This window comes from Brevibacterium sp. CFH 10365, from assembly GCF_009299785.1.
Classification (GTDB): domain Bacteria; phylum Actinomycetota; class Actinomycetes; order Actinomycetales; family Brevibacteriaceae; genus Brevibacterium; species Brevibacterium limosum.
This window is the reverse complement of record NZ_VIGO01000001.1, coordinates 35514-59017: the sequence shown is the minus strand read 5'-3', so window position 1 is coordinate 59017 and position 23504 is coordinate 35514. Positions and strand designations below refer to the sequence as shown.

Below are 23504 nucleotides of genomic sequence, written 5' to 3'. Positions count from 1 at the left end.
CCCATGACCACCACACCGTTTCGCGTCGCCATCATCGGCGCCGGACCCGCCGGCATCTACGCCGCCGACCTGCTGACGAAGGCCGAACACGACCTCGACTTGAGCATCGACCTGTTCGAACGCCTGCCCTCACCCTTCGGACTCGTCCGCTACGGAGTCGCCCCCGACCATCCCCGGATCAAGGGCATCATCAACGCGCTCATCAAGGTCCTCGACCGCGGGGACATCCGCCTGTTCGGCAACGTCGAATACGGGGCCGACATCAACCTCGGCGAACTCACCGACCGCTACGATGCGGTGATCTTCTCCACCGGCTGCTTCGTCGATGCCCCTCTCGATCTGCCGGGCATCGACCTGCCCGGCTCCTATGGTGCCGCGGACTTCGTCAACTGGTACGACTCGCATCCGGATGTGCCGCAGACCTGGCCGCTGGAGGCGGAGAAGGTCGCCGTGCTCGGCAACGGCAATGTCGCCCTCGACGTGGCCCGGGTGCTCGCGAAGCAGGCCGATGACCTGCACACCACGGAGATCCCCGATCATGTCTATGAGGGGCTGAAGTCCTCGCAGGTCACCGATGTGCACGTGTTCGGCAGGCGTGGTCCCGCGCAGGCGAAGTTCACGCCACTGGAGCTGCGCGAGCTCGGGCAGGTCGCCGATGTCGACATCATCGTCTATGCGGAGGACTTTGAGTTCGACCAGGGTTCGCTCGAGGCCATCGATTCGAGCAACCAGGTCAAGCAGGTGACGAAGACGCTCACGGACTTCGCGCTGCGGGAGGAGACCGGGGCGAAGCGGAGACTGCACCTGCACTTCCTCCACGCGCCGGTGGCCATCCTCGGCGAGGATCGGGTGACCGGGCTGCGCACGGAACGTCAGGAACTGGACGGAACTGGTGGGGTCACAGGGACGGGGGAGTTCCACGACTGGGACATCGACGCCGTCTACCGGGCGGTCGGATATGCGGGCACGCAGCTGGCGCAGCTGCCCTTCGACGAGGCCAAACGCGTCATCCCCAACCACGAGGGCCGCGTCGTCGACACGGACGATCAGTCACAGGCCGCCGAGGCGGACGTCATCCCCGGCGTGTACGCGACCGGGTGGATCAAGCGCGGACCCGTCGGGCTCATCGGGCACACGAAGGGTGACGCCCTGGAGACGATCGGGCACATCCTCACCGATCAGGACGCCGGTGCGCTGACCGAACCCGTGTACCCGGGGGAGGAGTCGATCGTCGAGCTGCTCGAATCCAAGGGCGTCGACTTCACGGATTGGGAGGGCTACCACCGGCTCGAGACCGCAGAGAAGACCCTCGGTGAGGCCGAGGGACGTGAGCGCGTGAAGCTCGCGACCCGCGAGGCCATGCTCGCCGAGGCGCGGGCCCACCTGACCGCCGAGGCGGGGGCCGGAGGCTGAGGACGTAAACCTCACATAGTGACCCGAAACGTTCCACCATTCGACCCCGAACACGCAAAAGCCGTGTTCGGGGTCGTCTGCGTCCATGACCTCGACAAATAACTCGGCTATGTAATTGACATCACGTAGCCACAGGAGAAAACTAGCCGCGGAAACACAGCCGTCTACCCCTCGGAGGCAAAGGTGCCCTCACACAGTCCCCTGTCATCGGGCTCGCATACGAGCGTGACAGTCGTCCACGACAAAGGACTCAAACGCGATATCGGCAAGACCGGCCTGCTCTTCACCGGAGTCGGTTCGATCATCGGCTCCGGTTGGCTCTTCGGTGCCTTCGACGCCGCGAGCATGGCCGGCCCGGCCGCGATCCTGTCCTGGGCCATCGGCGCCATCCTCATCATATTCGTCGCACTCAACTACTCCGAACTCGGCGTCATGTTCCCCGTCGCCGGCGGTGTCGTGCGCTACCCGCACTATGCGTTCGGTTCGTTCGCGAGCTACACCAGCGGGTGGATCACGTGGCTGTCGGCGGCGGGAACCGTCGGCATCGAGGTCCTTGCGGCCGTGCAGTACGCCTCGAGCTATATGCCGTGGCTGATGGAGTCGAAGGAAGGCGTCCTCGTCCTCACGGTGCCGGGCATCCTCGTGAGCATCGCGATGGTCGCGGCCTTCTGCGTCATCAACATGTTCGGAGTGAAGTTCTTCGCCCAGTTCAACAACGTGCTCGTATGGTGGAAGCTGCTCGTCATCGTCCTCGTGTTCGTGGGACTCGCGCTGCTGGCCTTCAACCCCGGTCACTTCCACATGCCCGAGTTCGGCGGTTTCGCCCCCAACGGCATCGCCCCGATCTTCGCGGCCCTGCCCGCGGCGGGCATCGTCTTCTCCTACCTCGGGTTCCGCCAGGGTGTGGAGTTCGCCGGCGAGACGAAGAACCCGCAGAAGAACGTGCCCTTCGCCGTCATCGGTTCGATCGTGCTCACCGGCATCATCTACATCCTCCTGCAGGTCGCGTTCATCGGAGCCATCCCCACCGACCTGCTCAAGGACGGCTGGGGCGGACTGTCGTTCTCGAACTCGGCAGGACCGTGGGCAGAGATCGCGATCATGCTCGGTGCGATGTGGCTGGCGATCATCCTCTACATCGACGCCGTCGTCTCCCCGGCCGACACCGGCCTGATCTTCACCGCGCTCACCCCGCGCCTGTCGTACTCGCAGGCCCGCGTGGGCAATGCCCCGAGTGCGATGACGAAGCTGAACAAGAAGGGCATTCCGTGGTTCGGTCTGGTGGTGACGTTCATCGTCGCCTGCTTCCTGTTCTTCCCGTTCCCGTCGTGGGCGAAGATGGTCGGGTTCATCACCTCCGGCACCGTCATCTCCTTCGGATCCGGCCCGGTCACGGTGGCGGCGCTGCGCCGTCAGCTGCCCGATCAGGAGCGTCCGTTCCGCCTGCCCGGCGGAGACACACTGCCGTTCCTCGGATTCCTCGCCGCGAACCTCATCGTGTTCTGGACCGGCTGGGACACGAACTGGAAGCTGTTCCTGGCGATGGTGCTCGGCTACGTGGTCCTCGGTCTGCACTACGCCTTCAGCGACCGCAGCAAGATTCCGCCGCTGCAGTTCAAGTCCGGCTGGTGGATGATCCTGTGGCTCGGCGGTCTGGCCGTGCTCAGCCTGCTGAGCAACTACGGTGAAGGCGCGATGGGCGTGCTCACGTTCGGATGGGGCGAGCTGATCTGCACTGTATTCACCGCCATCGTCTTCTACGTCGGCATCAAGACCCGCCTGAAGTCGGAGGAAGTCGTCGCCAACGTCGAGAACACCAAGGAGACAAGCGCCGAACACATCGACGGGGAATGATTCGTCGTCCGAGCCAGACGGGCCGCAGCGTCGGGTCTCACTGACGCTGCGGCCCATGACCTATGGTTGCCCCGGCTCGGCTCCGACCCGTTCTGTACCTGCGAACCGGGTCGAAACAGAGATTTCGAACAGCGGCTCATTGGTGGTTTCTCTACGCTGCCCAAGTGAGGTGAAGCGCGTGGTGGCGCGAGCAGTTGTCTGAGTCGGGTTGGGGGATTGACGGTGTTCGGCCTGGAGCCCAAGATGAAATCAAGTCGCCGCTCGGTGACCAGTTGAGACCGGAAGGGTTCTACTTCGGGGAATGATTCGAGGAGGTTGATGATGAGGAAGAAAAAGAAGCAGTTCCGGACACCGTGGAGCATCCTGACGATCGGAACACGGGGGAAGACAAGGAAAAGACGGAAGCCGGGGAAGCTGACACTGACCCGACGGAGGACGAGCAGTTCGAAGAGTGTTCCGAGACGGGGCCGTTTGAAGAATTGGCTCACGGGATAGTCCGTGGGGCTGATGCGCTGTGAGCGTGCGGATCGCATCGGAGGCCAAGCATTCCCTCAGCCTCCTCCGAGGGAATTCGTTTTGAACTAGTCACCGAAGCCGCCGAGACGGCGAGCGGCCCGAACAAACTTCATCTCTGCTGATGCTGAACTCTGAAGATGACGACCGATAAATTCCCAAGACCGTGCTTGCCCCGCGAGTCATTCCCACCGCACTGACCTTCTCGCTCGTTATCGGGCCACGTCGACCTTCCACCTCCCGGGTGCCGTCCCCGCTCCACTGGGGCCTCGCAGCTGAGAGGATGCACCTCCCGACCCTCGTCCTGTCCTGACCGGGGGTTTCGCCGCTCGTCAGCGAGTGAAGAGGCACAGACCCCTCCTGCCCTGATCGCGACAGTTTCGCTCAGCAGCATTCCACCGGCTTGGCCCACCGCGTTGCTGGTACGGTATCGAGGCCGTGGCCCCGCCAGCCACGACGACGGTCGGTCGATAATGAAACAGACAGAGATTGACACCTATTGGAAAGCGTCCGCGAGGTGGGCGAAGACTTGAACGCAGTGACATCGCTGACTGAGGCCCGAGCTTGCCGCCTCGGGTCCGACAGCCACTCGACCTCACCTGCGCGTCGGAACACTCGAAAGCTCGAGGGTGTGAGTCTCGCGGTCAAAGATGTCATCGACGTCGCCGGCAGTGTCACCACAATGGGAACGCAAGTCCACGACCCGAACCCGGCCTTGCAGACAGCTTCCGTCGTCGAAGCCCTCGAAACCGCAGGCGCTGTGACCGTCGCGAATACGAACTGTCAACGCCTACGGGATTCTCAGAGATGAATCGGCCCTCGGCCGCACCCTCAATCCACGCGATCGGCGAAGAATCACCGGCGGTTAATCATCCGGTTCTGCCGCCCTCGTGGCAGCCGGCGCTGTTTACCTGGCTGTAGGTACCGATACTGCAGGATCCACACGAGTTCTCGCCGCATGCTGCGAGGTCATCGGCCTCAAACCGACGCTGTGCATCGCGGCGACAGACGGTACTTTCCCGCTAGCGCCGAGTTTCGACACAGTCGGGCTATTCTCCTCTTCCTTTGAAGTCATGCGATACGCGCTTCAAACTCTGTTCGGGCAGGAGACCCCCGATGCGCGAGAACGACACATCGTCTCGGAGAGCCCACTGCGAATAGAGGCTCAGCTTTTCGACGAAGCAGAGGCGCCTCTGCCTCAGGCTGTGGACTCTGCCCTGCGACTTGCACCAGACACGGGCCCGAATACTACCCGGCTGAGGGGCCTCTTTGCTCGCGCTCGAGAACTGTTTCCCATTATTCGCGGCTATGAAGCTGCCGAGATCCACAGCGACAATCTCGTCACTTCCGCAGAGAGATACCAGCCCGGTGTTCGCGCGAAACTTAGAGCCGGGTCAGAAGTCGATGTTGAGGCTTATAAGCAGGCTCGACACGATCTGGAAATCTTGAGACACGACGCTCTTACACTATGGGACGGTCCCGATTTCCTCATCATCCCAAGCGTCGCAGGTCCCGAACTCAAATGGTCAGATCTGCCTTCGGCCAACGTAGCTGCAGACAGCGTCCGTTTCACTCAACCGAGCAGTACGCTGGGCTGGCCAGCAGTCACTGTGCGTTTGGTGCGGGCGTCTGCTCTTCCGTCCAAATCGTCGCCAAGCTTGGAACGGATCTGGACCTACTCGAGTTTGCCGAACAACTTTCTCCTGGACGACTAGACTCTCGAGTATCTGCCGAGTCTAGACGATCGATCACGATGAGTCGTTAAACTTCCCAATTGCTCAACCATCGACTGTCGAGGGCCGTATCTTGCGTCGGGCCCTCGACAGTCTCAAATGGGGTTCGAAGTTATGTGAGTGTAGTTACGACATCGACCGGGCGGACGAGTGTGTCGCGGATCGGCGATCGCTGCGTGACGATATCAACCAATTCTTCGAGTTCCTCACGAGTTGCCTCCGGCGCATCGAGGGTGACATCGACGCGAATCTGGCTCGCACCAGGAGGGTCCTCCGGCGCAATCCCGAGGAAGGATGCGAGATCAAAGTCTCCTTCAAGGTGAAGCGTGTATGACTTGAGATCAATGCCTCGAGATGCCGCATTCGCGGCTAGCGTCACTGTGTAGCAGCCGGCGAGTGCCTGGAGAACATATTCTGCGGGAGACACGGCAGTATCGGTTCCGAGGAGCGCGGCCGGCTCATCACTGGACATCGTGTATTTGCCGTCTCGACTTGCGTCGCTTTCTCCCGCCTGGGTCAGAGCGCCAGTCTTCGAATCGACGCGAAATCCGCCGGTCCACTCGCCATTAACAGCGAAAGTCACTTCGCCCAGAGACCGATCTTCTTCTACTGCCTCGATCGTGTTCTTGAGCGCGTCGAGGTCCACGCCATTAGCCATTGTTTCAGTCATGTCATTATCCTTTGTTGTTCTGATTGCGTACATTCTGCTGTCGAGTCAGTGATTGACAGGTGCGGTCTCTTTGACCGTTGTCAGAATCCACCTTTGACTCGTACTACTGCGCGACCGACGTGTGTGCCTGACTGAACAGATTCCAGGGCCTCAGCGACATTGCTGATATCAATCTCAGCAGTTGTGAGGGATAGCCGTGAGGGGAGGAGATCGGATTCGATCCTTCTCCACAGTGCTCTGCGGTCGATGATGGACATCATCACTGAATCAATTCCTTTGAGGCTGATCCCGCGCAGAATAAACGGCAGCACCGTGGTCGGCAGTTCAATTCCTCCTGCGTTCCCGCTCGCCGCCACCACACCTCCATAGGAAAGAGATGACAGGACGTGAGCCAATGTCTTTCCGCCGACTGTGTCGACTGCGCCAGACCATGCTGACGGGCTCAGCGGTCGAAACTTTCCGTTGCCGGGCGCTGGGAGTCTTCCGATAGTCTTCGTAGCTCCTATTTTCTTCAGGAGCTCATGTGTGTCCTCCTTGCCTGTTGACGCTACGACTTCGTAACCAAGTGATGACAGCATGTCGATGGAACGAGTCCCCATTCCACCGCTCGCACCCGTGACAACAATTGGGCCAACGCCCGGCCGAATGCCAGCTTCCTCAATGGCGAGGACGCTCATCGCGGCTGTGAATCCGGCCGTTCCTATCGCCATGGCCTGTTGCGTGGATAAGTGGGTCAGGGGAACGAGCCAATCGGAGGGCACTTTTGCGTACTCTGCGAACCCGCCGTCTTGGCCAGTGCCGATTCGATAACCGTGGGCAAGCAGTGGTGTTCCGACCGGGAATTCGGCTGTTGATGTCACCACGGTCCCCGCCAGGTCGATTCCTGGACGATTGGATACTGACTGACCACTTTACTCGCTGGTTGAAATGCAAGCATGTCCTTGTAGTTGATCGACGAGTAGTCGACTTCGATTGTCACGTCACCATCAGGTAATGGCTCTGTATTTAGGACTCGGGCCAGGCCCTCTGAACTGTGAGTGTCGGGATCGGCGACTACGGCTCTGTACTGGTCTGGAACGGCGAGCATGTCAACCTCCCCTCTTCTCGTGCAACCGGCCTGCAGGCGCAAACGCTTCGTCTTCTCATGTCATTGGTTGGCAAAACTCGGCTCTCGTTTCTTCACGAAAGCCGCCATTCCTTCTTTCTGGTCGTCGGTAGCGAAGGTCGAGTGCACAAGACGTCGCTCCAGATGCAGGCCTTCCCTGAGGTTGGATTCGAATGCTGCGTTAACGGCCTCTTTAGCCAACCGGCAAGCGATCTGCGACTTCGAGGCGATGGCACTGGCGAAGCTTTCGATTTCAGAGTCGAAGTCTTCTGCTGAAACAACACGAGCTACCAGCCCGTATTCTTTGGCTTCTTCTGCAGAGAGCATGCGTCCAGTCAAAATCATGTCCATAGCTTGCGCCTTGCCGATGGCGCGAGTCAGGCGTTGGGTGCCGCCGATGCCGGGGATGATTCCGAGATTGATCTCGGGTTGACCGAACTTCGCTGTGTCGGTGGCGATGATGACATCACACATCATCGCAAGCTCACAGCCGCCCCCGAGAGCGTAGCCTGAGACAGCTGCCACAATTGGAGTGCGCACCCGCGTCAACGAGTCCCAGCCAGTGAAAAGATCGATCCGGTTGGCGTCGGCGAATGAAAGCTCTGCCATTTCCTTGATATCAGCGCCCGCGGCGAACGCCTTTTCGGAGCCTCGGATGAGGATTACGGAGACGTCCTCGTCCACGTCCATTTCATGAGCTGCTCGACAGACTTCGTCCATCATCTCCAAGTTGAGGGCGTTCAGTGCCTTGGGGCGGTTGAGGATGATGTGCCCAGCCGAATCGCGGACGTCAGTGGTGATAGTTGAGTATTTCACGTTTAGTTTCCTTCGATTTGAGCATGATCAGTTGTCGACGGAGTTGTAGCGTTCGTCGCGGCGGGCGAGTGCAGCGCCGAGGCCCTTCGACGCCACCAGGCGAGTAAATTCTTCTCTCTCTACGCTGTAGGCAGAGTTGAGGACCGCTGCGATGTCGAGGTTCGAGTTCACCGTATCTTTGAGTCCCATGGCCTCATATGCACGATTAAGTGCTCGTTTCGTGAACCGGAGGATCGTCAGGGGCGTTAATGCGATCTTGCGAGCCATGGCTTCCACTGTTTCGGTGAGTTCTTCGCTCGTGACTACGCGGTTAATCAAACCGAGGCTCAGCGCGGTCTGTGCATCGACAGTGTCACCGGTGTAGAGGAGTTCGTTTGTCTTCTTCTGCCCGATGAGGAAGGGCATGAGCAGAGTGACTGGCCCGGAGCCGAAACGGATTTCGGGTTCACCGAATTTGGCGTCGTCGGAGGCGATCAGGATGTCGCAGGCCATAGCCAATTCGCAACCGCCCGCTAGGCAGAATCCGGTGACTGCGCCGACGACCGGTTTTGATAGTCCCCAGACTTGCATTGTCAGCCCAACGTTGTTGGTTAGACCGCTGTGCCATTGTTCAGCGGTTGACACACCGAGCTCGACTTCTTCAGCAATGTCGTAGCCGACACTGAAGGCCTTGTCGATGCCGCGCAGTACAACGACCTTCACAGAATCATCACGGTCGACTTCGGTGAGCTTCTTGGAGAGCTGGCTCATCAGTGTTGTCGACAGGGCGTTGAGTTTTTCTGGGCGATTGATCGTTAGCCAGGCGATTCCATCGCTGTCAGTGCGTTCGATAAAGGTTCTAGACAAGGGTTGGGCCTTTCTCTTCGGTAGTCTCTGCCATTTGCCGCAGAGCTCGCTTGTTGACCTTTCCTACTGTGGTCATAGGTAGGGCTTCGACTATGTCGATCTGATCGGGCAACCACCAACGAGGAAACTTTGCCGCCAAGTGATCCGTCAGCACTGCGAAGAGATTGTCGTCGGGGTCTGAGTTTCCGGTTAGGACGACGTACGCTCGAGGACGCTGAATCCAGCGCGGGTCACTGACCGGCACCACGGCTGCAGCCGCGACGATGGGGTGGGCGCTGAGGTGGTGCTCGAGCTCTGCAGAGGCGATCCATTCTCCACCGGACTTGATGAGGTCTTTTTCACGATCGCGAAGAGTGAGCGCACCATCAGCGTCGATCGTCGCAACGTCACCTGTGCTGAACCAGTCGTCGGGGCCTACCTCACCACTGACGATGAAAGGTCCTCGTACCTGAAGACGTCCCGGAATCGTGTCTTCGGTGGGGCTGTGGTCATCCTGGAGTCTCAGTTCGACGAGAGGGATCGGCTTACCGGCTCGTTCGTGCGGGCGGTCACGCTCGTAGGTGCTGCACGCCATGGTTTCTGTCATCCCCCAGGCAATGGCGACTTGCACACCGAGAGTGGATTTGAGGCTCCTCCATACTCCCTCGGGCAGAGCGTCTCCGCCGGTGAGAACTTCTCGAAGATCTCGTGGCGCGCTGGCTTCTCCGTTGTTGATCGCGGCGCAGACGCTGTACCAGACAGTCGGCACTGCAGCTGCTACAGTCACCCGTTCTGTGTTCATCACTTTGGCGAGCCGGGCGGGCTTGAGATTGCCACCTGTCAGGACAAGAGAAGCTCCGGTGAGCGCGCATGTCAACGGCAAGCCCCAGCCATTGACGTGGAAGAACGGGGCGAGAGGCAACACACGATCCCGGCTGGACAGACCAGTCGCGTCCGCGCTGGCTTGGCTGAGGCAGTGAAGAAGTGCCGCTCGGTGGCTGACTTCGTAGGTCTTCGGTGCACCTGTGGTGCCGCTGGTATGGAAGAGATACGCTGTCACGGTCTCGTCTGTGACAACGGGCGTCCACGGTCGAAGTTGCTCATAGCTGAGTAGTTCCTCGTACCGGATGGAACCGCCGATTTGGTCTGTCTCAGACTCGCCGATTCTGATGATGTGGACTCCCTCGCTATGGGCTGCGTCAGCTGCGGCGAGTACTTCCTGACCGACTGTGGGGTGTTCTGCAATTTCGTCGCTGAGGACGATGGCTTTCGGCTTCGGGTGAGAGACCAGTTGTGTCATGTTCGCGGCGCCAAGACGTAGGTTGATGCTGTTGACTATTCCGCCGGCGATCGGCACCGCCAGTAGCATCTCGAGGTGTTCCCGATCGTTCCACCCGAAGACAGTGATAACGTCGCCTTCACGCAAGTTGATCTTGTCGCGCAATCCCCGCGCCAACGCATGGACTCTCCCTGCGATGTCAGCGAAACTATGCCTGTCCGCTGTGTAGTCGCGACCGGAGCCAGAAACTGTCACAACGTGTGATTCTGGGTGAACATGCTGCATTCTCCAGAGCAGATGATCGATGGTCAGTTGTGCTGTCATCATTCCTCGTTCAATTCGTTCGAAGCTGTCGTTGATCGGGCAGGCGACAGCAGAAGCCCTCGCACTGTCGACTTAGGGGTCTGCGTCCTGCGTCAATGTCATATGCGGACAGAAGGAACTGCTCAGACTCTTGAGTTCGTCCTCGAACCGACTGGGGATCGATTCAGACTCGTATCGTCGTCGATGTCTCTTCGATTGGTCTCGGGAGCCAAGTACGCGCAGATCGCAGTAATGGCACTGAGTAGGCAGAAATAGCCAATGATCAGCCACGGGCTTCCCCCGCCGGCGGCCAGGAGGGCAGTCGCAATCAGGGGCGAGAAGCCTCCGCCGAAAACTGATCCCAGCGAGTAGCTGATTGATGCTCCGCTATAGCGAACTCCAGTGCTGAACAACTCCGAGAAGTACGCTGCCTGCGGCCCGTACATGGCGTCGTGGAAGAAGTTGACTCCGACAAGCATCGCGATCACGATCAAGAAAGGATTGCCGGTGTCCGCAAACAAGAAGAATGGTGTCATGAAGACTCCGCTGCCTATTGCTCCAAACAAGTAAAGCTTCCGACGTCCGATCTTGTCGGACAGGATCGCCCACAGCGGAGTTGAGAAGATACCGACAGCAGATGAGATCATGACGGCGACCAACGTGACGTTGCTGTCATCGCCCAACGACCGCCCAACATAGGAAATCGCGAAGACGGTGTAAAGGTAGTACACGGCATTTTGGGATACACGCATACCCGTTGCCAGCCAGAGATTGCGTTGCTCGTTGCGATACACATCGACGATCGGTTTCTCGGAGACGGCGTTCTGCTCCTTCATCTCCTTGAACTTGGGTGGGTCTTCCAACGCAATCCGAATGATGAAGCCGATGACGATGAGGATTGCGCTTGCGAGGAAGGGCAGACGCCAGCCCCATGCCAGGAATGATTCCGAACCGCAAAGTGCTCGAGTGAGGGTGAAGGCCCCCGTCGCCATGAGCATTCCAACGGGAACTCCAACCTGGGTGAAACTGCCATAGAAACCGCGCCGATTCTTCGTCGCATGCTCCACCGACATGAGGGCTGCCCCACCCCATTCAGCCCCAGCGCCGAACCCTTGGAGAATTCTCAGCAGGAGCAGGAGGACAGGCGCCCAGTATCCGATCTGAGCGAATGTCGGCAGTGCGCCAATGAGTGTGGTGCCGATGCCCATTATGAGCAGCGAGGCAACGAGCATCGCTTTACGACCTACTCTGTCACCCACATGTCCTGCGACGAAGCCACCCACGGGACGTGCAAGGAAGCCAACAGCGAAGGTGCCGAAGGACGCCATGAGGCCGATGATGGGATCAATGTCGGGAAAGAAGAGAGGGCTGAACACGACCGCTGCAGCTGTCCCATAGAGAAAATAGTCGTACCATTCAATAGATGTTCCGACTAGGCTGCCTATTGCAGATCGTGTCGCATTTACTTTAGGTTCGGTCGCGGCTGAATTGGAAGATTGCATAAACGTTCAAACCTCTCTGGCTGATAGTCCACTCTGACTTTGCCCAAGCATGATCCCTTTTACGCATTTATAAAGATCTGTACGGTAGGGAAAACGCTGAATTGTGGTTTGCGATAGCAAGTATTTAGCTATTTGCGTGCTCCCATTCTTATGCGCTGGTCGGCGTGGGGCAATAGCCAAATGAGCACTGCTCGGTGCAGATGTGCACACAAGGCGAACACCGAGCACTAGAACTGGAATTGGAACTGTTGCATAGGGAAGCATCCAGTACACCGGCTCCAGCGTCATGGACCGATCAAAATCCTCCGTGCTGAGAGATAACCACTGTGCACGACCGCACAATCATGTGCCACGTTGCCTATTGCAGTAAATTTCTCATCGAATAAAGCTTGTTGCATGAATCGTTCCATTCAAATACCGCAGTCCTCCACTAATGACTCAACAGTGGCCTGTGTTGACACGAATGTAGGACAAATCTTCCTCAATCGACCGAAGGCGTTGAATTCGTTAGATGAGATGATGGTTAAAACGATCCGCGAAGCCCTTCAGCAATGGCGCCAGCACTCTCTGCGTGCTGTTTTCATCAGCTCGTCACGGTCGAGTATTTTTTGCGCAGGCGGCGATGTAAAAGCGATCAAACATATGTCACTGGAGGGACGAGCCGACGCCGTCGAGTCGTTCTTTGCACACGAGTACCAAATGAATTCGGCTATCGCAGATCATGAGACACCGATCATCTCCTTGATCGACGGAGTGTGCCTCGGGGCACCCCCCCGGATCGTTGGTGACCGGGGGCATGAATCATGCCGGGATCCTCAGGCCAGCGACTCCTTCTATCCTGACGGATGCTGGGGCTACTAGTACGAAAGTAGAGTTGGTCAGGCAGCCTCCACCGGTGTCAACGTCACGTCGTAGCCCAACGAACGCAAACGATTACGAGCATTGGTCTTTTCACGGTCAGGATTCCTGCGGGCAGCAAAGAAGTCGGCCCCGGGATCGTCATAGCTGACCCCGTTTGCGAGCATGTGCCACACACCGCGGTCAGTATCGAATGCTCAGTAGCAACTACGGCCTTCAATTTGCCCGGACGCGCAAGGATCCGCTTGTGGCGGACACGCAAATACGTGCCCGACGCGTGACGGGCGGTCGAAAGCGCCGCGACGCCGAGCGCTCCCTTGAGGTACCGGTTTCCCGGTCTCGTGCGGGTGGACTTCACTCGACCAGCCGATTCAGTCGAACCCGGACACACTCCAGCCCATGATGCCAATCGACCTGGTGACTCAAACCGCGGCATATCCGCCCCGGTTTCGGCCACGATCACATCGGCGACCTTCACCGACACCCCGGGAATCGTGATCAAGTGGTCCCGGACAGCACGAAACGGTTCCATCGTCTCCTCGATTCGGTTGGTGAGTTGCTCGACCCGCTCGGTGATCGAGTCAATCCGGTCCAGACGCATCCGGCAGATGAACGCGTGATGTTCGGTGAATCGGCCGGTCAGCGCCTCGACGAGTTCGGGAATACGATTGCGCATGGCGCCTTTGGCCAGTCCGGCCAGGCAGTCGGGGTCACGATCTCCGGTGATGAGTGCATCGAGCATGGCCCGTGAGGAGGCCCCCATCAGATCAGAAACAGATGCTGAGAGCTTGATGCCGGTCGACTCCAGGAACTTCTCCAACCGTTGAGTCTCTCGGGTCCGGTCTTGAGCCGCGATTGTGCGCGCTCGGGTCAGATCACCCAATTCCCGGATTGGTTCCGGCGGGACAAAGCAGGCTCTCAGCAGACCGTGTGCAGCCAACTGTGCCAGCCAAGAAGCATCGGAGACGTCTGTCTTGCGACCGGGAATGTTCTTGGCTGCCTTCGCATTGACCAACATCACTGGCAGCACATCTTCGAAGAGGTAGTAGAAAGGTTTCCAGTAGTCGCTGGTGGCTTCCATCACAACGGTCGTGACACGTTCATCGATGAGCATCTGACGCAGGGCCAGGATCTGGTTCGTCGTCGCCGCCCACGTCGTCACGGAAGTGGTGAACGACCCGGCACGTTTGCCTGGAACATGGATAGCGACCGTCGCATCACGTTTGGAAATATCAATTCCTGCCGCGCGTTCATGAACGAGGTCCATGACACACCTCCCTGTGGAGTTCATCTATTCGGTTAGGGCGCCTGCCGCGTAGAGGGTGGAATCAAATCAGGACTCTAGTACTCGTGCTCGTAACAACAATCCACGGTTCCCGTGGAACCCTCCGCACCACGCTTAAAATCGGGCTGGCCCGCACCAAGTAGGGACCGGTGTCGACGCGGCAGGCACATCTATGATGCACCCGATCGGCTTGTCTCGACCTCAGGTATAGGCAACCTGAATGGGACTTTCGAACACCACGGCGCGCAGCGGCGCTGATTCGCTTAAAAGGTAACGGGGGCATGGGCATCTCCATGCACGGACGCTTTCGCGTGGTATCAGAACGTGCGAGGCTTGCAATGCCGGAGACCGTCATCGGATTTTTCCCTGACGTCGGATCCAGCTATTTCCACCCGCGGTTGCCCGTGCCCGGAGCTATCGGCATGTACCTGGGCCTGACCGGCACCACAATTGACTATCGCGACGCCCTCTACTGTGGATTGGCCACTCACTTCGTCGATTCGTCGCAGGTTGAGGCATTGCCAACGCCTTGCTACTTCCCCAGCAGCGCCAAACGAGTCCCTCCAGGCCGACTACAGCAGGGGAGAGGCATACACACCAGCCAATCTGGAATTGCACAGGCGAGAAATAGACCGTTGCTTCTCTGCTCCGACTTATGACGAGGTCGTTCAACGGCTGTCGGACGAACACACCAACTGGGCTGACCAGGTACTGTCGGAACTCGCTGAGCGTTCGCCGCAAAGCCTGCGCATCACGTTTGAGATACTCGGCAGAGGCACCGAGCGCTCCCTCAGGTCCTGTCTTGATTCGGAGCTCCGACCCGCCAAGGCAGTGACAAAGTCACACGACTCCCTCGAAGGTGTCCGCGGCGTGCTTGTCGATAAGGACAAACAGGCCGAACGGCAGGGACTATCCTCATCAGAGACTCAAAGTCGCATCGAACTTATAACGGAAGGCTCTGAAGAGACATCCCGACAGACGAGTTAGGCACAGATATCAGTTTGGATCATAAAGGAGTCTAAGGCATCTTAGATTGTCAATGGCCACCCTCTCTTCAGTGCGGAAGCAGAGCATGGACACAGACTGTGCCGGCGATGGCTCCCCAAGCCTGTTGCTACCAGACATCTACATCTGACAGCAACGAAAATCCAGGACGGACCAAGACCCACCAATACACCCGAGCCTGGATGGTCTTCTCTTCGAACCGCTAGCACCACCAGCTCATGAGCGCTCAGAAGCTCAACGTAACTCAGCGCGGCGCCAGTGAACGTGCACCACGTCTGATCATGCAGTATTTTGCGCAACCACTCGTGTCATGCCTTTAACTCAGGAACAGGAATCGGGTGAACACTCAATCTAAAAACACCAGGTCGGCGAACTCGTTCGTGCTTGAAGACACCCACGAGCCACTCATCGAAGAGACTCTGCTAGTTGACTCAACGCTTGCGGAGGAGGTCCTCCTCGAAGTAGCTGCATGTGGTGTCTGACACACCGGTCTGCACGCCATCAAAGACGAAGTGAAGTTTCCCACCCCAGCTGTTCTCGGACACGAAGTCTCCGGAGTCGTTCGAGCGATTGGTTCGAAGGTCACCCGTGTCCGTCCGGGAGATCGAGTCGTTTGCAGCTTCATCATGCCGCGTGGTTACTGCCGTCATTGTTCATCCGGTCGCGAGGACATCTGTGAACACTTCTTTAACTTCAACAGACTCAACGGCCAGCTGTATGACGGCACGACGCGATTCGACCGGCAAAACGGCGAGGACGTTGCAATGTACTCCATGGGAGGCCATTCCACCTCCTGCGCCGTCCCTTCGCGCGCAGTATTCAGTTTGCCGGACCAAGTCCCCCTCCACGAGGCCGCAATTCTCGGTTGCAGTTTCTTCACTGCTTTCGGTGCCGCCAAATCGGTGGCCGAGTTGCGCGCGGGAGAGGTAGTGGCAGTCGTCGCTACTGGCGGAATCGGTTTGAGTGTCATTCACCTGGCACGGGCTTTCGGTACTGAATGGATATTTGCCATCGATATCGAAGACGAGAAGCTGGCACTAGCTAAAGAGCTCAGCGGCACAGGTGATCAACTCGTCACAGGCTGATCCTGTAGCGGCAGTCAAGAACGAACTCGGGCGTGGCATCGACGTTGACTTCGAGGCCTTGGGGTCGGTATCAACGGTCAAACTGGCCGTCGACCTCCTGGACGATTGGGGTCGTGCCGTGCTCGCAGGAATCGCACCCGCCGGAGACACCATGGACGTCGACATCACCCAAGTGGTTTATCGTAAACTCAGAATTCTCGGCGCCTTCGGAGCCTCAGCATCCCAAGCAATGCCGGCAGCCATCGACTTGGCAGCTCAGGGTAAGCTCGAGCTAGGCAAGCTCATCACCGTCCGATTCCAGATCGCGGAAACTGCACTAGCGTATGAGCCGCTCAGCGCCCGGGACATCCGTTGGCGAGGATTGATTGAGACCAACCCGGCAATCGAGAACTGAGGAGCCAGAGCTACGTGCGTTGTGGGACCTAGCCCACCGTCCTATACCGGCACAGCCGCGCACATTTGTGGCCTCAATTCTGCAAAGTGGGATCAGCTGTGGTTCGGTCTTGGAGTCAGTCGAATACGCCACTGCTCGACGAGTCGAGCTCCGGTAAGTAGGAGTACACCGCATCCCATCGGTGCTCATCAGGATCTCCGCTGTTCAAATAGGTTGTTCGATGATTCAAATTTAAGGGCCCGAGTCGAGGGTGATTGAGACGAACTTTTCTTGCTGAGGGTACATCTCGATCATGTCCAGACCATCGTGCTCGAAATTCCTCGCTGAAGCACGACAACTGGCTGAGGAGCTGCCGAACCGAGTTGCCCAACGGCTGTTTGGCAACAGACAGTCGCAACGAGGTCGCTATAGCGGAGGCTTCGATGGTCCAGTCCTCATAAAATTCACGAGCTGCACCATCGAGGAATAAGAACCGAGCTAGATTAATCTCATCACCGGCGACCGCAACTTTGCTTGAAAATATGGGCTCGAACAGCAGTCCTCCGAACCTGTTGCAGCCCACGATGTTGAAGCTACTGTCGAGAATGAGCACGGATGATTGCTCAACATGGTCGGGCAGCCAACAGAGTCGAATCATTGCTGGGTTGGACTCGATTTCCTTGGGAAAGGGCGGTCTCCGAACGACGCTTCGGAGCTGAGAATATTCGTCGTCGCTTAGCTGAAGCACTGTGGCGATATTGTCCAGATCCTCAATCGAGTAGTCGCACGCGTGTCCGCTCTCCAGCTCAACATACTTAGATTCGGTGATTCCCATAGCTAATGCCATCTCGTCCGTGCGTAAACCATGCTCCCCAGACTCGCGACTGGTGGGAAACCCCATCATTCGGCGGCTCAGCCGGGACCGTCGCTGAAAAAGAAATGTCGTGATGTTGACTTCGTTGTCCAAACGTCTTGAGCTGACATGTGCGCGGTGACCTTCCGGGTTTGTTCTTAAGTTCCATGGGACAAAAGCTTCTTCGCTGGTGGGCATTTCGCTCCTTCCAACCGTTACTCACGAGGTTTGCTGAAATTTGTATTCCCTTTGACGACAGGGAGTGGAGACCGGAAATTCGAAGTCGGAGGACACAACGTGTTCGGGATGCGAGTGCGCGTTTCACAGGTCCGAGGCCACAGCGAGAAGATAGTCGAGCATCGTGCGCACTCGCGACATCTTCACAAGGTCTTTCGGTGCCGACACCCAGTAGCTTTTGTGCACTGCTGCGCCTGCGACGTCGATACGTTGCAGGTCGGTCGTCTCATCGCCGATGTAGCTGGGAATGAGACAGAGGCCGGCTCCGCGACAGGCAGCGAGGATCTGCCCGGTGATGCTGTTCGTCTGAATGTGCGGTCGGGCCTCCGGAGCGATCCTGAACAGCTGCGAGTACGTGGCATCGTCGAGAGCGTCTTCGAGGTACCAGATGAGTTGATGGTCGTAGAGGTCGGTGACCTCGCTGATCGGCCGATGCTCGGCAAGATAGTCCCTACTGGCGTAGAAACGCAGCGAATAGTCGACGAGCTTGCGCACGACCACCGCCCGCTCGTGCGGTCGTTCGATGGTCACGGCCAGATCGAATTCGCGGGGAGCCAGTGAGTTATGCCTGTTGGCGGTGATGATTTCGATGCAAAGTTGCGGATGGCGCCTGCGCAGCTGGCCCAGTTGCGGGATCACCACATAGGAGCCCAGTCCGTCAGGAACAATGACCCGCACCTGGCCGGACAGAGACGAGTCCCGACTCGCGCACTCGTCCTCGGCCTGCAATAGCGCCGCTTCCACGGTTTCGGCATGCACGAGAAGCCGTAGGCCTGCCTCGGTGAGAGTCCATCCGTCGTATCTGCGGTCGAAGAGACGACGGTCAGTCGCTTTCTCGAGTCGGGAGATGTGGCGACTGACCGTCGTATGGTTAACGTGCAGAATCTTCGCGGCTTCAGTCAAACGACCTCGACGAGAGACTTCGAGGAAAACCTGGAGATCATCGGCCGAGATCATCGTATTTCGTCCTCGTCGCTTCTTTCAGGCCAGCCGCACGACTGTGCGGCCTGTCATCTGTCCGGCAAAGATCTGCTCCAGCGCTTCCGAAACCCCGTCAAGGCTGATCTCGTCGGCACAGAGGTCGTCAATCTTCGCCGGTCGCAGACGGCCGGCCACTTGCTCCCACACCTCGCGACGGCGGGCGATGTCGCATTGAACGCTGTCAGTGCCGAGGATGGCTACTCCGCGGAGGATATGTGGAAAAACGCTGCCAGGGAACTTCGGGCCAGCGGTGACGCCGCTGATCGCGGCCGCACCTCCGTAGCTGATCTCGGAAAGAACCTGAGCCAGTTGTGCGCCGCCGACGCTGTCGACGGCGGCAGCCCAATTCTGGGAATTCAGTGGCTTTGGCTTCTCCGGCACTTCAACGCGATCGATCACTTCGGCTGCACCGAGAGCCATCAGCCAGCCCTTCGCCGTCTCCTTCTTTCCTGTCGATGCGGTCACGGTGTATCCCCGAGCGGCGAGCATCGCCACTGCGGCGCTGCCGACTCCTCCAGTTGCGCCAGTGACGAGCACAGGGCCGTCTTTGGGGGTCAGGCCTCGCTCTTCGAGCTGCATGATGCTTAACGCGGCTGTGAAGCCCGCGGTACCAAAGATCATTGACTCCCGAGGGGAAAGCCCCTGCGGCAGGGGTAGCGCCCAAGCAGGATCGATGCGAGCGTATTCAGCGAACCCTCCGTGGTGAGCTACACCAAGGTCATAGCCGTGGGAGATGACCAGTTCGCCCTTGGAGAAACCCCCGGCGTCGGCAAGCACCTCACCCACGAGGTCGATGCCCGGGATGAGCGGGGTCTTGCGCGCCACCTTTCCGTCAGGTCGCGAAGCCAGCGCGTCCTTGAAATTCACTGAAGAGAAATGCACGCGCAGCTGTAGTTCATCCGCTTCGAGAGTCTCAGAAGAGACCTCTTGGACACCGGCGCCGGTGTCCGCCTCGGCGGTCAGAAAAGCTGAAAAGCTCTGCGGGATAGTCATCGTTGAACTCCGTTCATTAGTGATGGTTGTTATCTAGTCTCGGGCGGAGTGCTTCGGTTCACGTGCCCTCGCAAACGGCCATTCGTCGAACTGTCCTCGAGTGCAGTCGCTGTTGGGTCATTGCGTGTATCATTTGGGCGCGTGCCAGCACTCGGTGCCGATGCGCGACCGCAGCCTTCGGATGGCGGCTGACGGGCAGGACCACCACTTCTGATTCGGCGGCAATGCTCAGAATCCTCGACCAGTCTGCGTCGGCTGAATGAAGCACGATCATCCTGGTCCTCGGGGCCGATAACGTGGCTGCAAGCGATTCCGCCGACTCGGGGGAGGAGGCAACGATGACGTCGGGGCAGATTTCATCGGTTCCGGCCCCGGTGGTTGACTGAGCCAATACATGCGCGCCGATGATCATCGCAGTCTCAAGCATGGCTGCGCCCAACGCATCATTGGGGTCATCGATGAAGACGGAGTCAGTCTTGCGCACATTGGCGTGAATCACGAGGGCATGCCATGACTCAAGCACAGTATCGGTGAAGGACAGTGCGGTTCGAGGGTCGACTCCTCTCGGCAACATGCAGGACTCGTCGACGTCGAGCACGGTCTGCATCCCGATCGGCTCGGATATGGGTTCTCCAATGATTCGTTGCCCTGATAGCCACGGGCTGATCCCTGTACCAATCTCTCCAATCGTCCCGCTTATTGCACGCTGATGACGACTCTCTGGCCAAGGTAGGACGTGGTCCAGCTCGATGCGGACCTCACGTGGCCGTAGGCTCGGGTGGGCAGATGTCGCTGTTTCAGACATCGATCTGCCCGTAACGCTCATCCCGCCATTCCAGCGCAGCTCGGAGACCCTCGGTAGCGACGAGCTTGGTGAATTCGGTTCTCTCAGGTGTGTCAGCGGAGTTAAGTACAGCGGCAATGTCGAGGTTCGATTCCACTGTTTGTGTCAGACCCATGGCATCGTAGGCGCGTGTAATTGCGCGTTTTGTGTAGCGCAGGATGGACAGGGGGGTCAGGGCGATTTTGCGTGCGAGCTGCTCAACGGCGTTGTCGAGATCGGCAGCGGGCACGACGCGGTTAATCATCCCCAGCTCCTCGGCACGTGCTGCGTCGATGACATCGCCGGTATAGAGCAGTTCGTTCGTCGCCTTCTGTCCGATCAGGAAGGGCATGAGCAGAGTGACTGGTCCCGAGCCGAACCGGATCTCGGGCTCGCCGAACTTCGCGTCCTCACCGGAGATGATCATGTCGCAGGCCATGGCGAGTTCGCATCCGCCAGCTAGAGCCCAGCCGGATACGGCTGCGATGACCGGTTTCTTCAGTCGCCACACCTGCATGGACAAGCCGATGTTGTGCTCGAGGCCCGCATGCCACTGTTCGGCAGTAGACACGCCCATCTCCACTTCCTGAGCGATGTCGTACCCGACGCTGAAGACCGAGTTTGTGCCTCTGAGGACGACAACCTTGATCGTGTCATCGTTCTCCGCAGCGTTGAGAGCCGCCGAGAGCTCGCCCATGAGTTCGACGGAGAGGGCATTGAGCTTCTTCGGACGATTCATCGTGACCCACGCGACGGCGTCACGGTGTTCGATAGTCACGAGGGCGGTGGTAGCGGCCATGGGGCTCTCCTTTGCAAGTGTTCTTCTTAGGGGTTCTCAGGCGTGGGCGGATCTACGGTTTGACCGGCCACCCGCGGATCCGTTCTACTGTGGCTACTGCGGTGTGTCATGCGACGGTTGCGTTGTCTTCCTGGCCCCAGATGCCAATGATGGTGGCCTTGAAGCAGGTGCACTGGATCGAGCGAAATGCAGAATGGGTGGACTCCAGGCCGTGGACTGTCCTCGGCAGCGAGGAAGCCCTGTAGACCGTCGTCGTTTTCGCAGTCGAACTGCAGCGATGAGAGGCCGGGCCCACCCAGCTCGAACCTCATTGGAGGATGGCTGGCTCCGGGCTTGAGAATGATGACGCGGCTGACACTTATGGGTGCGCTGGTGTTCGGCATCGTTGCCACAATTTCCTCTCGTCACTTCTTATCGACGCCGATGTCGACGAACAAGGTGAAACGAAATCTGCTGTGCAAATTCGTTTGCGAAATATTCGTAAATCTCAAGAAAGGATGGATCTCGGATATGGAATCAATTATTCGGTGCATTTACTGTGTTCGGCAAGAGAGGAATGAGCAGAGTGCTGTGCAAATTTGCACTGGTCGGGTCTGGCATCATGACGCGCAGGATCTGCGCAACCGTCTGGTTGCGCAGATCCTTTCTGTCTTATGCCTGCAGCTGCTCGTTCCTCGCAGATGACAGACACCATCAGCCAGGAGGCCGCTTGCTCACGCTGTGAGAAGGGGGGCCACCTCGGTGAAGACCTCCTGGACACGCTCGACGAGCCAGTCGATCTCCTCGGCCGTCATGATCAGCGGTGGCGAGAATTGCACGAGCGGAGTTCCGCCGTGATCGACGGCCACTCGACAGAGCACTCCCGCTTGGTGCAGTGCGGGGGTGAGATGGTCGTGGACGAAGTCCTCGGCTGCGATCGGACCGGTCCATCTGCCGGTATCCGTGTCGGTGACGAGCTCGATGCTGAAGTGATAACCCGCCCCGCGGACATCGCCGACGAAGTCGAAGTCCAGGAGGCTCTCCAGCCGCGTTCGGAAATGCTCCTCGTTGCGGCGGACGTTGGCGAGCACGTCTTCGCGTTCCATGATCTCGATGTTCGCCAGGGCCGCAGCGCAGGCGCTCGGGCTTCCACCGTAGGTCAGCCCATGCATGTACATCTTCGCTGGGCCGTTGAGTACGGTATCGACAACCTTGCTGCTCGCGATCATCCCACCCAAAGGCACATGTGCCGACGCGATGCCCTTAGCGAAGGTGACGATGTCGGGGCGCAGACCGAACCGGGTTGAGGCGAACCATTCGCCGAGGCGGCCGAAGCCGCTGATGACCTCGTCGGCGACGAGGAGGACTCCGTATTCGTCGCTGAGACGCCGCAGCTCCTGGCAGTAGCCGGCCGGAGGCACGAGGGAGCCGCCGGCGTTCTGCAGAGGTTCGACGAAGATCCCGGCGACCGTGTCGGCGCCCTCCTGGAGGATGAGGGATTCGATCTCCTCGATGAGGATCGCCGTAAGCTGTTCGTCGGTCTCACCGGCTGGTCGCATGTACCGTTTAGTGTTCGACACATGCCTGACCCCGTGCATGAGCGGTTCGAACGGCTTGCGGAAGTTCGTCATCCCGTTGATCGACAGCGCCGCATAGGACGTCCCGTGGTAGGAGACACGACGGGCGATGAACTTCGTCCGTGTCCCCTCGCCGCGGGCCTGATGGTACTGACGGATGAGCTTGATCGCGGATTCGTTGCTCTCCCCGCCGCCGGAGGTGAAGAAAACTCGGTCAAGCCCCTCGGGGGCGAGGTCGGCCACACGGCTGGCGAGGCGGACTGCCGATGGATGGGCGACGCCCCAGTTCGTGTAGTAGGGCAGCTGCATCATCTGCGATTTCACAGCCTCGCCGATCTCTTCGCCATGGCTGTAGCCGACTTGGACGCAGAAGAGGCCGGCGAGCGCGTCGAAGTACCGGTGGCCGGTCTCGTCTTCGATCCAGCAGCCCTCTCCATGAGTCATGATCACCGGAGGTGCTTCGGTGTAAGCTGCAGCTCCGGTGAAATGCATGAGCAGATGTTCTTGGGCCATCGCCTGCAACTCGCTGCGCTGGGCGTGCGGAGATTCCTCGCCTGCTGCGGCGCTGGTCGGCATGGGTGGGGTATGAGTTTCACGGATCGTGTCGGTCGACATGGTCATTCAGCTCCTTCGCTGGTGTTGC

Annotated in this window: 19 protein-coding genes and 3 pseudogenes; 9 read left to right on the top strand and 13 right to left on the bottom strand. The window is 58.9% G+C overall.

Features of this window, described 5'->3' with window-relative positions:
- Positions 1-3: 3 nt before the first annotated feature.
- The 4 genes and pseudogenes from FHG09_RS00215 to FHG09_RS20305 all read left to right on the top strand — a co-directional run.
- Complete coding sequence (locus FHG09_RS00215; RefSeq protein WP_193627225.1) at positions 4-1413, top strand: FAD-dependent oxidoreductase; 1410 nt, start codon at positions 4-6, stop codon at positions 1411-1413.
- Between the two features lie 225 nt (positions 1414-1638).
- Positions 1639-3267, top strand: coding sequence for an APC family permease (locus FHG09_RS00210; protein WP_152345699.1), 1629 nt, complete (start codon positions 1639-1641; stop codon positions 3265-3267).
- A gap of 1012 nt (positions 3268-4279) precedes the next feature.
- A complete protein-coding gene (locus FHG09_RS20310; RefSeq protein WP_152345698.1) occupies positions 4280-4591 on the top strand; it encodes an amidase family protein in 312 nt (103 codons plus the stop codon).
- A gap of 70 nt (positions 4592-4661) precedes the next feature.
- Positions 4662-5495: pseudogene (locus FHG09_RS20305) on the top strand (amidase family protein); the annotation flags it as partial.
- 130 nt (positions 5496-5625) lie between these two features.
- Here the strand turns inward: FHG09_RS20305 and FHG09_RS00195 are convergent.
- From FHG09_RS00195 to FHG09_RS00170, 6 genes are all read right to left on the bottom strand, one after another.
- Positions 5626-6183 carry an OsmC family protein gene (locus tag FHG09_RS00195; RefSeq protein ID WP_152345696.1) on the bottom strand — a complete coding sequence of 186 codons (558 nt, stop codon included), beginning with the start codon at positions 6181-6183 and terminating at the stop codon, positions 5626-5628.
- Between the two features lie 80 nt (positions 6184-6263).
- A complete protein-coding gene (locus FHG09_RS00190; protein ID WP_227492515.1) occupies positions 6264-7058 on the bottom strand; it encodes an acryloyl-CoA reductase in 795 nt (264 codons plus the stop codon).
- A gap of 272 nt (positions 7059-7330) precedes the next feature.
- Positions 7331-8104 (bottom strand): enoyl-CoA hydratase-related protein, encoded by a 774-nt coding sequence (locus FHG09_RS00185; RefSeq protein ID WP_152345695.1) that lies wholly within the window; start codon positions 8102-8104, stop codon positions 7331-7333.
- Positions 8105-8131: 27 nt separating this feature from the next.
- The gene (locus tag FHG09_RS00180; RefSeq protein ID WP_152345694.1) at positions 8132-8950 is read right to left on the bottom strand and encodes an enoyl-CoA hydratase/isomerase family protein; all 819 of its coding nucleotides are present in this window, start codon (positions 8948-8950) and stop codon (positions 8132-8134) included.
- On the bottom strand, positions 8943-10532 hold the full coding sequence (locus tag FHG09_RS00175; RefSeq protein WP_152346224.1) for an AMP-binding protein: 1590 nt from the start codon (positions 10530-10532) through the stop codon (positions 8943-8945). The genes FHG09_RS00180 and FHG09_RS00175 overlap by 8 nt, the downstream gene beginning before the upstream one ends.
- 122 nt (positions 10533-10654) lie before the next feature.
- Positions 10655-12013 (bottom strand): MFS transporter, encoded by a 1359-nt coding sequence (locus tag FHG09_RS00170; RefSeq protein ID WP_152345693.1) that lies wholly within the window; start codon positions 12011-12013, stop codon positions 10655-10657.
- A 396-nt stretch (positions 12014-12409) separates the two neighbouring features.
- Between FHG09_RS00170 and FHG09_RS00165 the strand changes: the two genes are divergently transcribed.
- Positions 12410-12874 carry an enoyl-CoA hydratase/isomerase family protein gene (locus FHG09_RS00165; protein WP_152345692.1) on the top strand — a complete coding sequence of 155 codons (465 nt, stop codon included), beginning with the start codon at positions 12410-12412 and terminating at the stop codon, positions 12872-12874.
- A gap of 17 nt (positions 12875-12891) precedes the next feature.
- Here the strand turns inward: FHG09_RS00165 and FHG09_RS00160 are convergent.
- Positions 12892-14138 (bottom strand): annotated as a pseudogene (locus FHG09_RS00160) (IS110 family transposase).
- A gap of 299 nt (positions 14139-14437) precedes the next feature.
- Here FHG09_RS00160 and FHG09_RS20300 point away from each other — a divergent pair.
- The 4 genes and pseudogenes from FHG09_RS20300 to FHG09_RS00140 all read left to right on the top strand — a co-directional run.
- Positions 14438-14665, top strand: a pseudogene (locus tag FHG09_RS20300) (enoyl-CoA hydratase/isomerase family protein); the annotation flags it as partial.
- Positions 14631-15143, top strand: a complete 513-nt coding sequence (locus FHG09_RS20295; protein ID WP_413773134.1) for an enoyl-CoA hydratase/isomerase family protein — start codon at positions 14631-14633, stop codon at positions 15141-15143. The pseudogene FHG09_RS20300 and the gene FHG09_RS20295, both read left to right, overlap by 35 nt.
- Positions 15144-15652: 509 nt before the next feature.
- On the top strand, positions 15653-16246 hold the full coding sequence (locus tag FHG09_RS00145) for an alcohol dehydrogenase catalytic domain-containing protein (protein ID WP_152345689.1): 594 nt from the start codon (positions 15653-15655) through the stop codon (positions 16244-16246).
- Positions 16224-16640: a zinc-binding dehydrogenase gene (locus FHG09_RS00140; protein ID WP_152345688.1), complete on the top strand. Its 417-nt coding sequence runs from the start codon at positions 16224-16226 to the stop codon at positions 16638-16640. The genes FHG09_RS00145 and FHG09_RS00140 overlap by 23 nt, the downstream gene beginning before the upstream one ends.
- A 115-nt stretch (positions 16641-16755) precedes the next feature.
- Here the strand turns inward: FHG09_RS00140 and FHG09_RS00135 are convergent, their stop codons facing one another.
- The 6 genes from FHG09_RS00135 to FHG09_RS00110 all read right to left on the bottom strand — a co-directional run bounded on the left by FHG09_RS00135 (position 16756) and on the right by FHG09_RS00110 (position 23482).
- Entirely contained in the window at positions 16756-17670 is a 915-nt protein-coding gene (locus FHG09_RS00135; RefSeq protein WP_152345687.1) for a helix-turn-helix transcriptional regulator, read from the bottom strand.
- Positions 17671-17793: 123 nt separating this feature from the next.
- A complete protein-coding gene (locus FHG09_RS00130) occupies positions 17794-18666 on the bottom strand; it encodes a LysR family transcriptional regulator (RefSeq protein ID WP_152345686.1) in 873 nt (290 codons plus the stop codon).
- Positions 18667-18690: 24 nt separating this feature from the next.
- Positions 18691-19683, bottom strand: coding sequence for an acryloyl-CoA reductase (locus tag FHG09_RS00125; RefSeq protein ID WP_152345685.1), 993 nt, complete (start codon positions 19681-19683; stop codon positions 18691-18693).
- A gap of 58 nt (positions 19684-19741) precedes the next feature.
- Entirely contained in the window at positions 19742-20290 is a 549-nt protein-coding gene (locus tag FHG09_RS00120; protein WP_152345684.1) for a hypothetical protein, read from the bottom strand.
- A gap of 190 nt (positions 20291-20480) precedes the next feature.
- Complete coding sequence (locus FHG09_RS00115; protein ID WP_152345683.1) at positions 20481-21305, bottom strand: enoyl-CoA hydratase/isomerase family protein; 825 nt, start codon at positions 21303-21305, stop codon at positions 20481-20483.
- Between the two features lie 713 nt (positions 21306-22018).
- The gene (locus FHG09_RS00110) at positions 22019-23482 is read right to left on the bottom strand and encodes an aspartate aminotransferase family protein (RefSeq protein WP_227492458.1); all 1464 of its coding nucleotides are present in this window, start codon (positions 23480-23482) and stop codon (positions 22019-22021) included.
- Positions 23483-23504 lie beyond the last annotated feature (22 nt).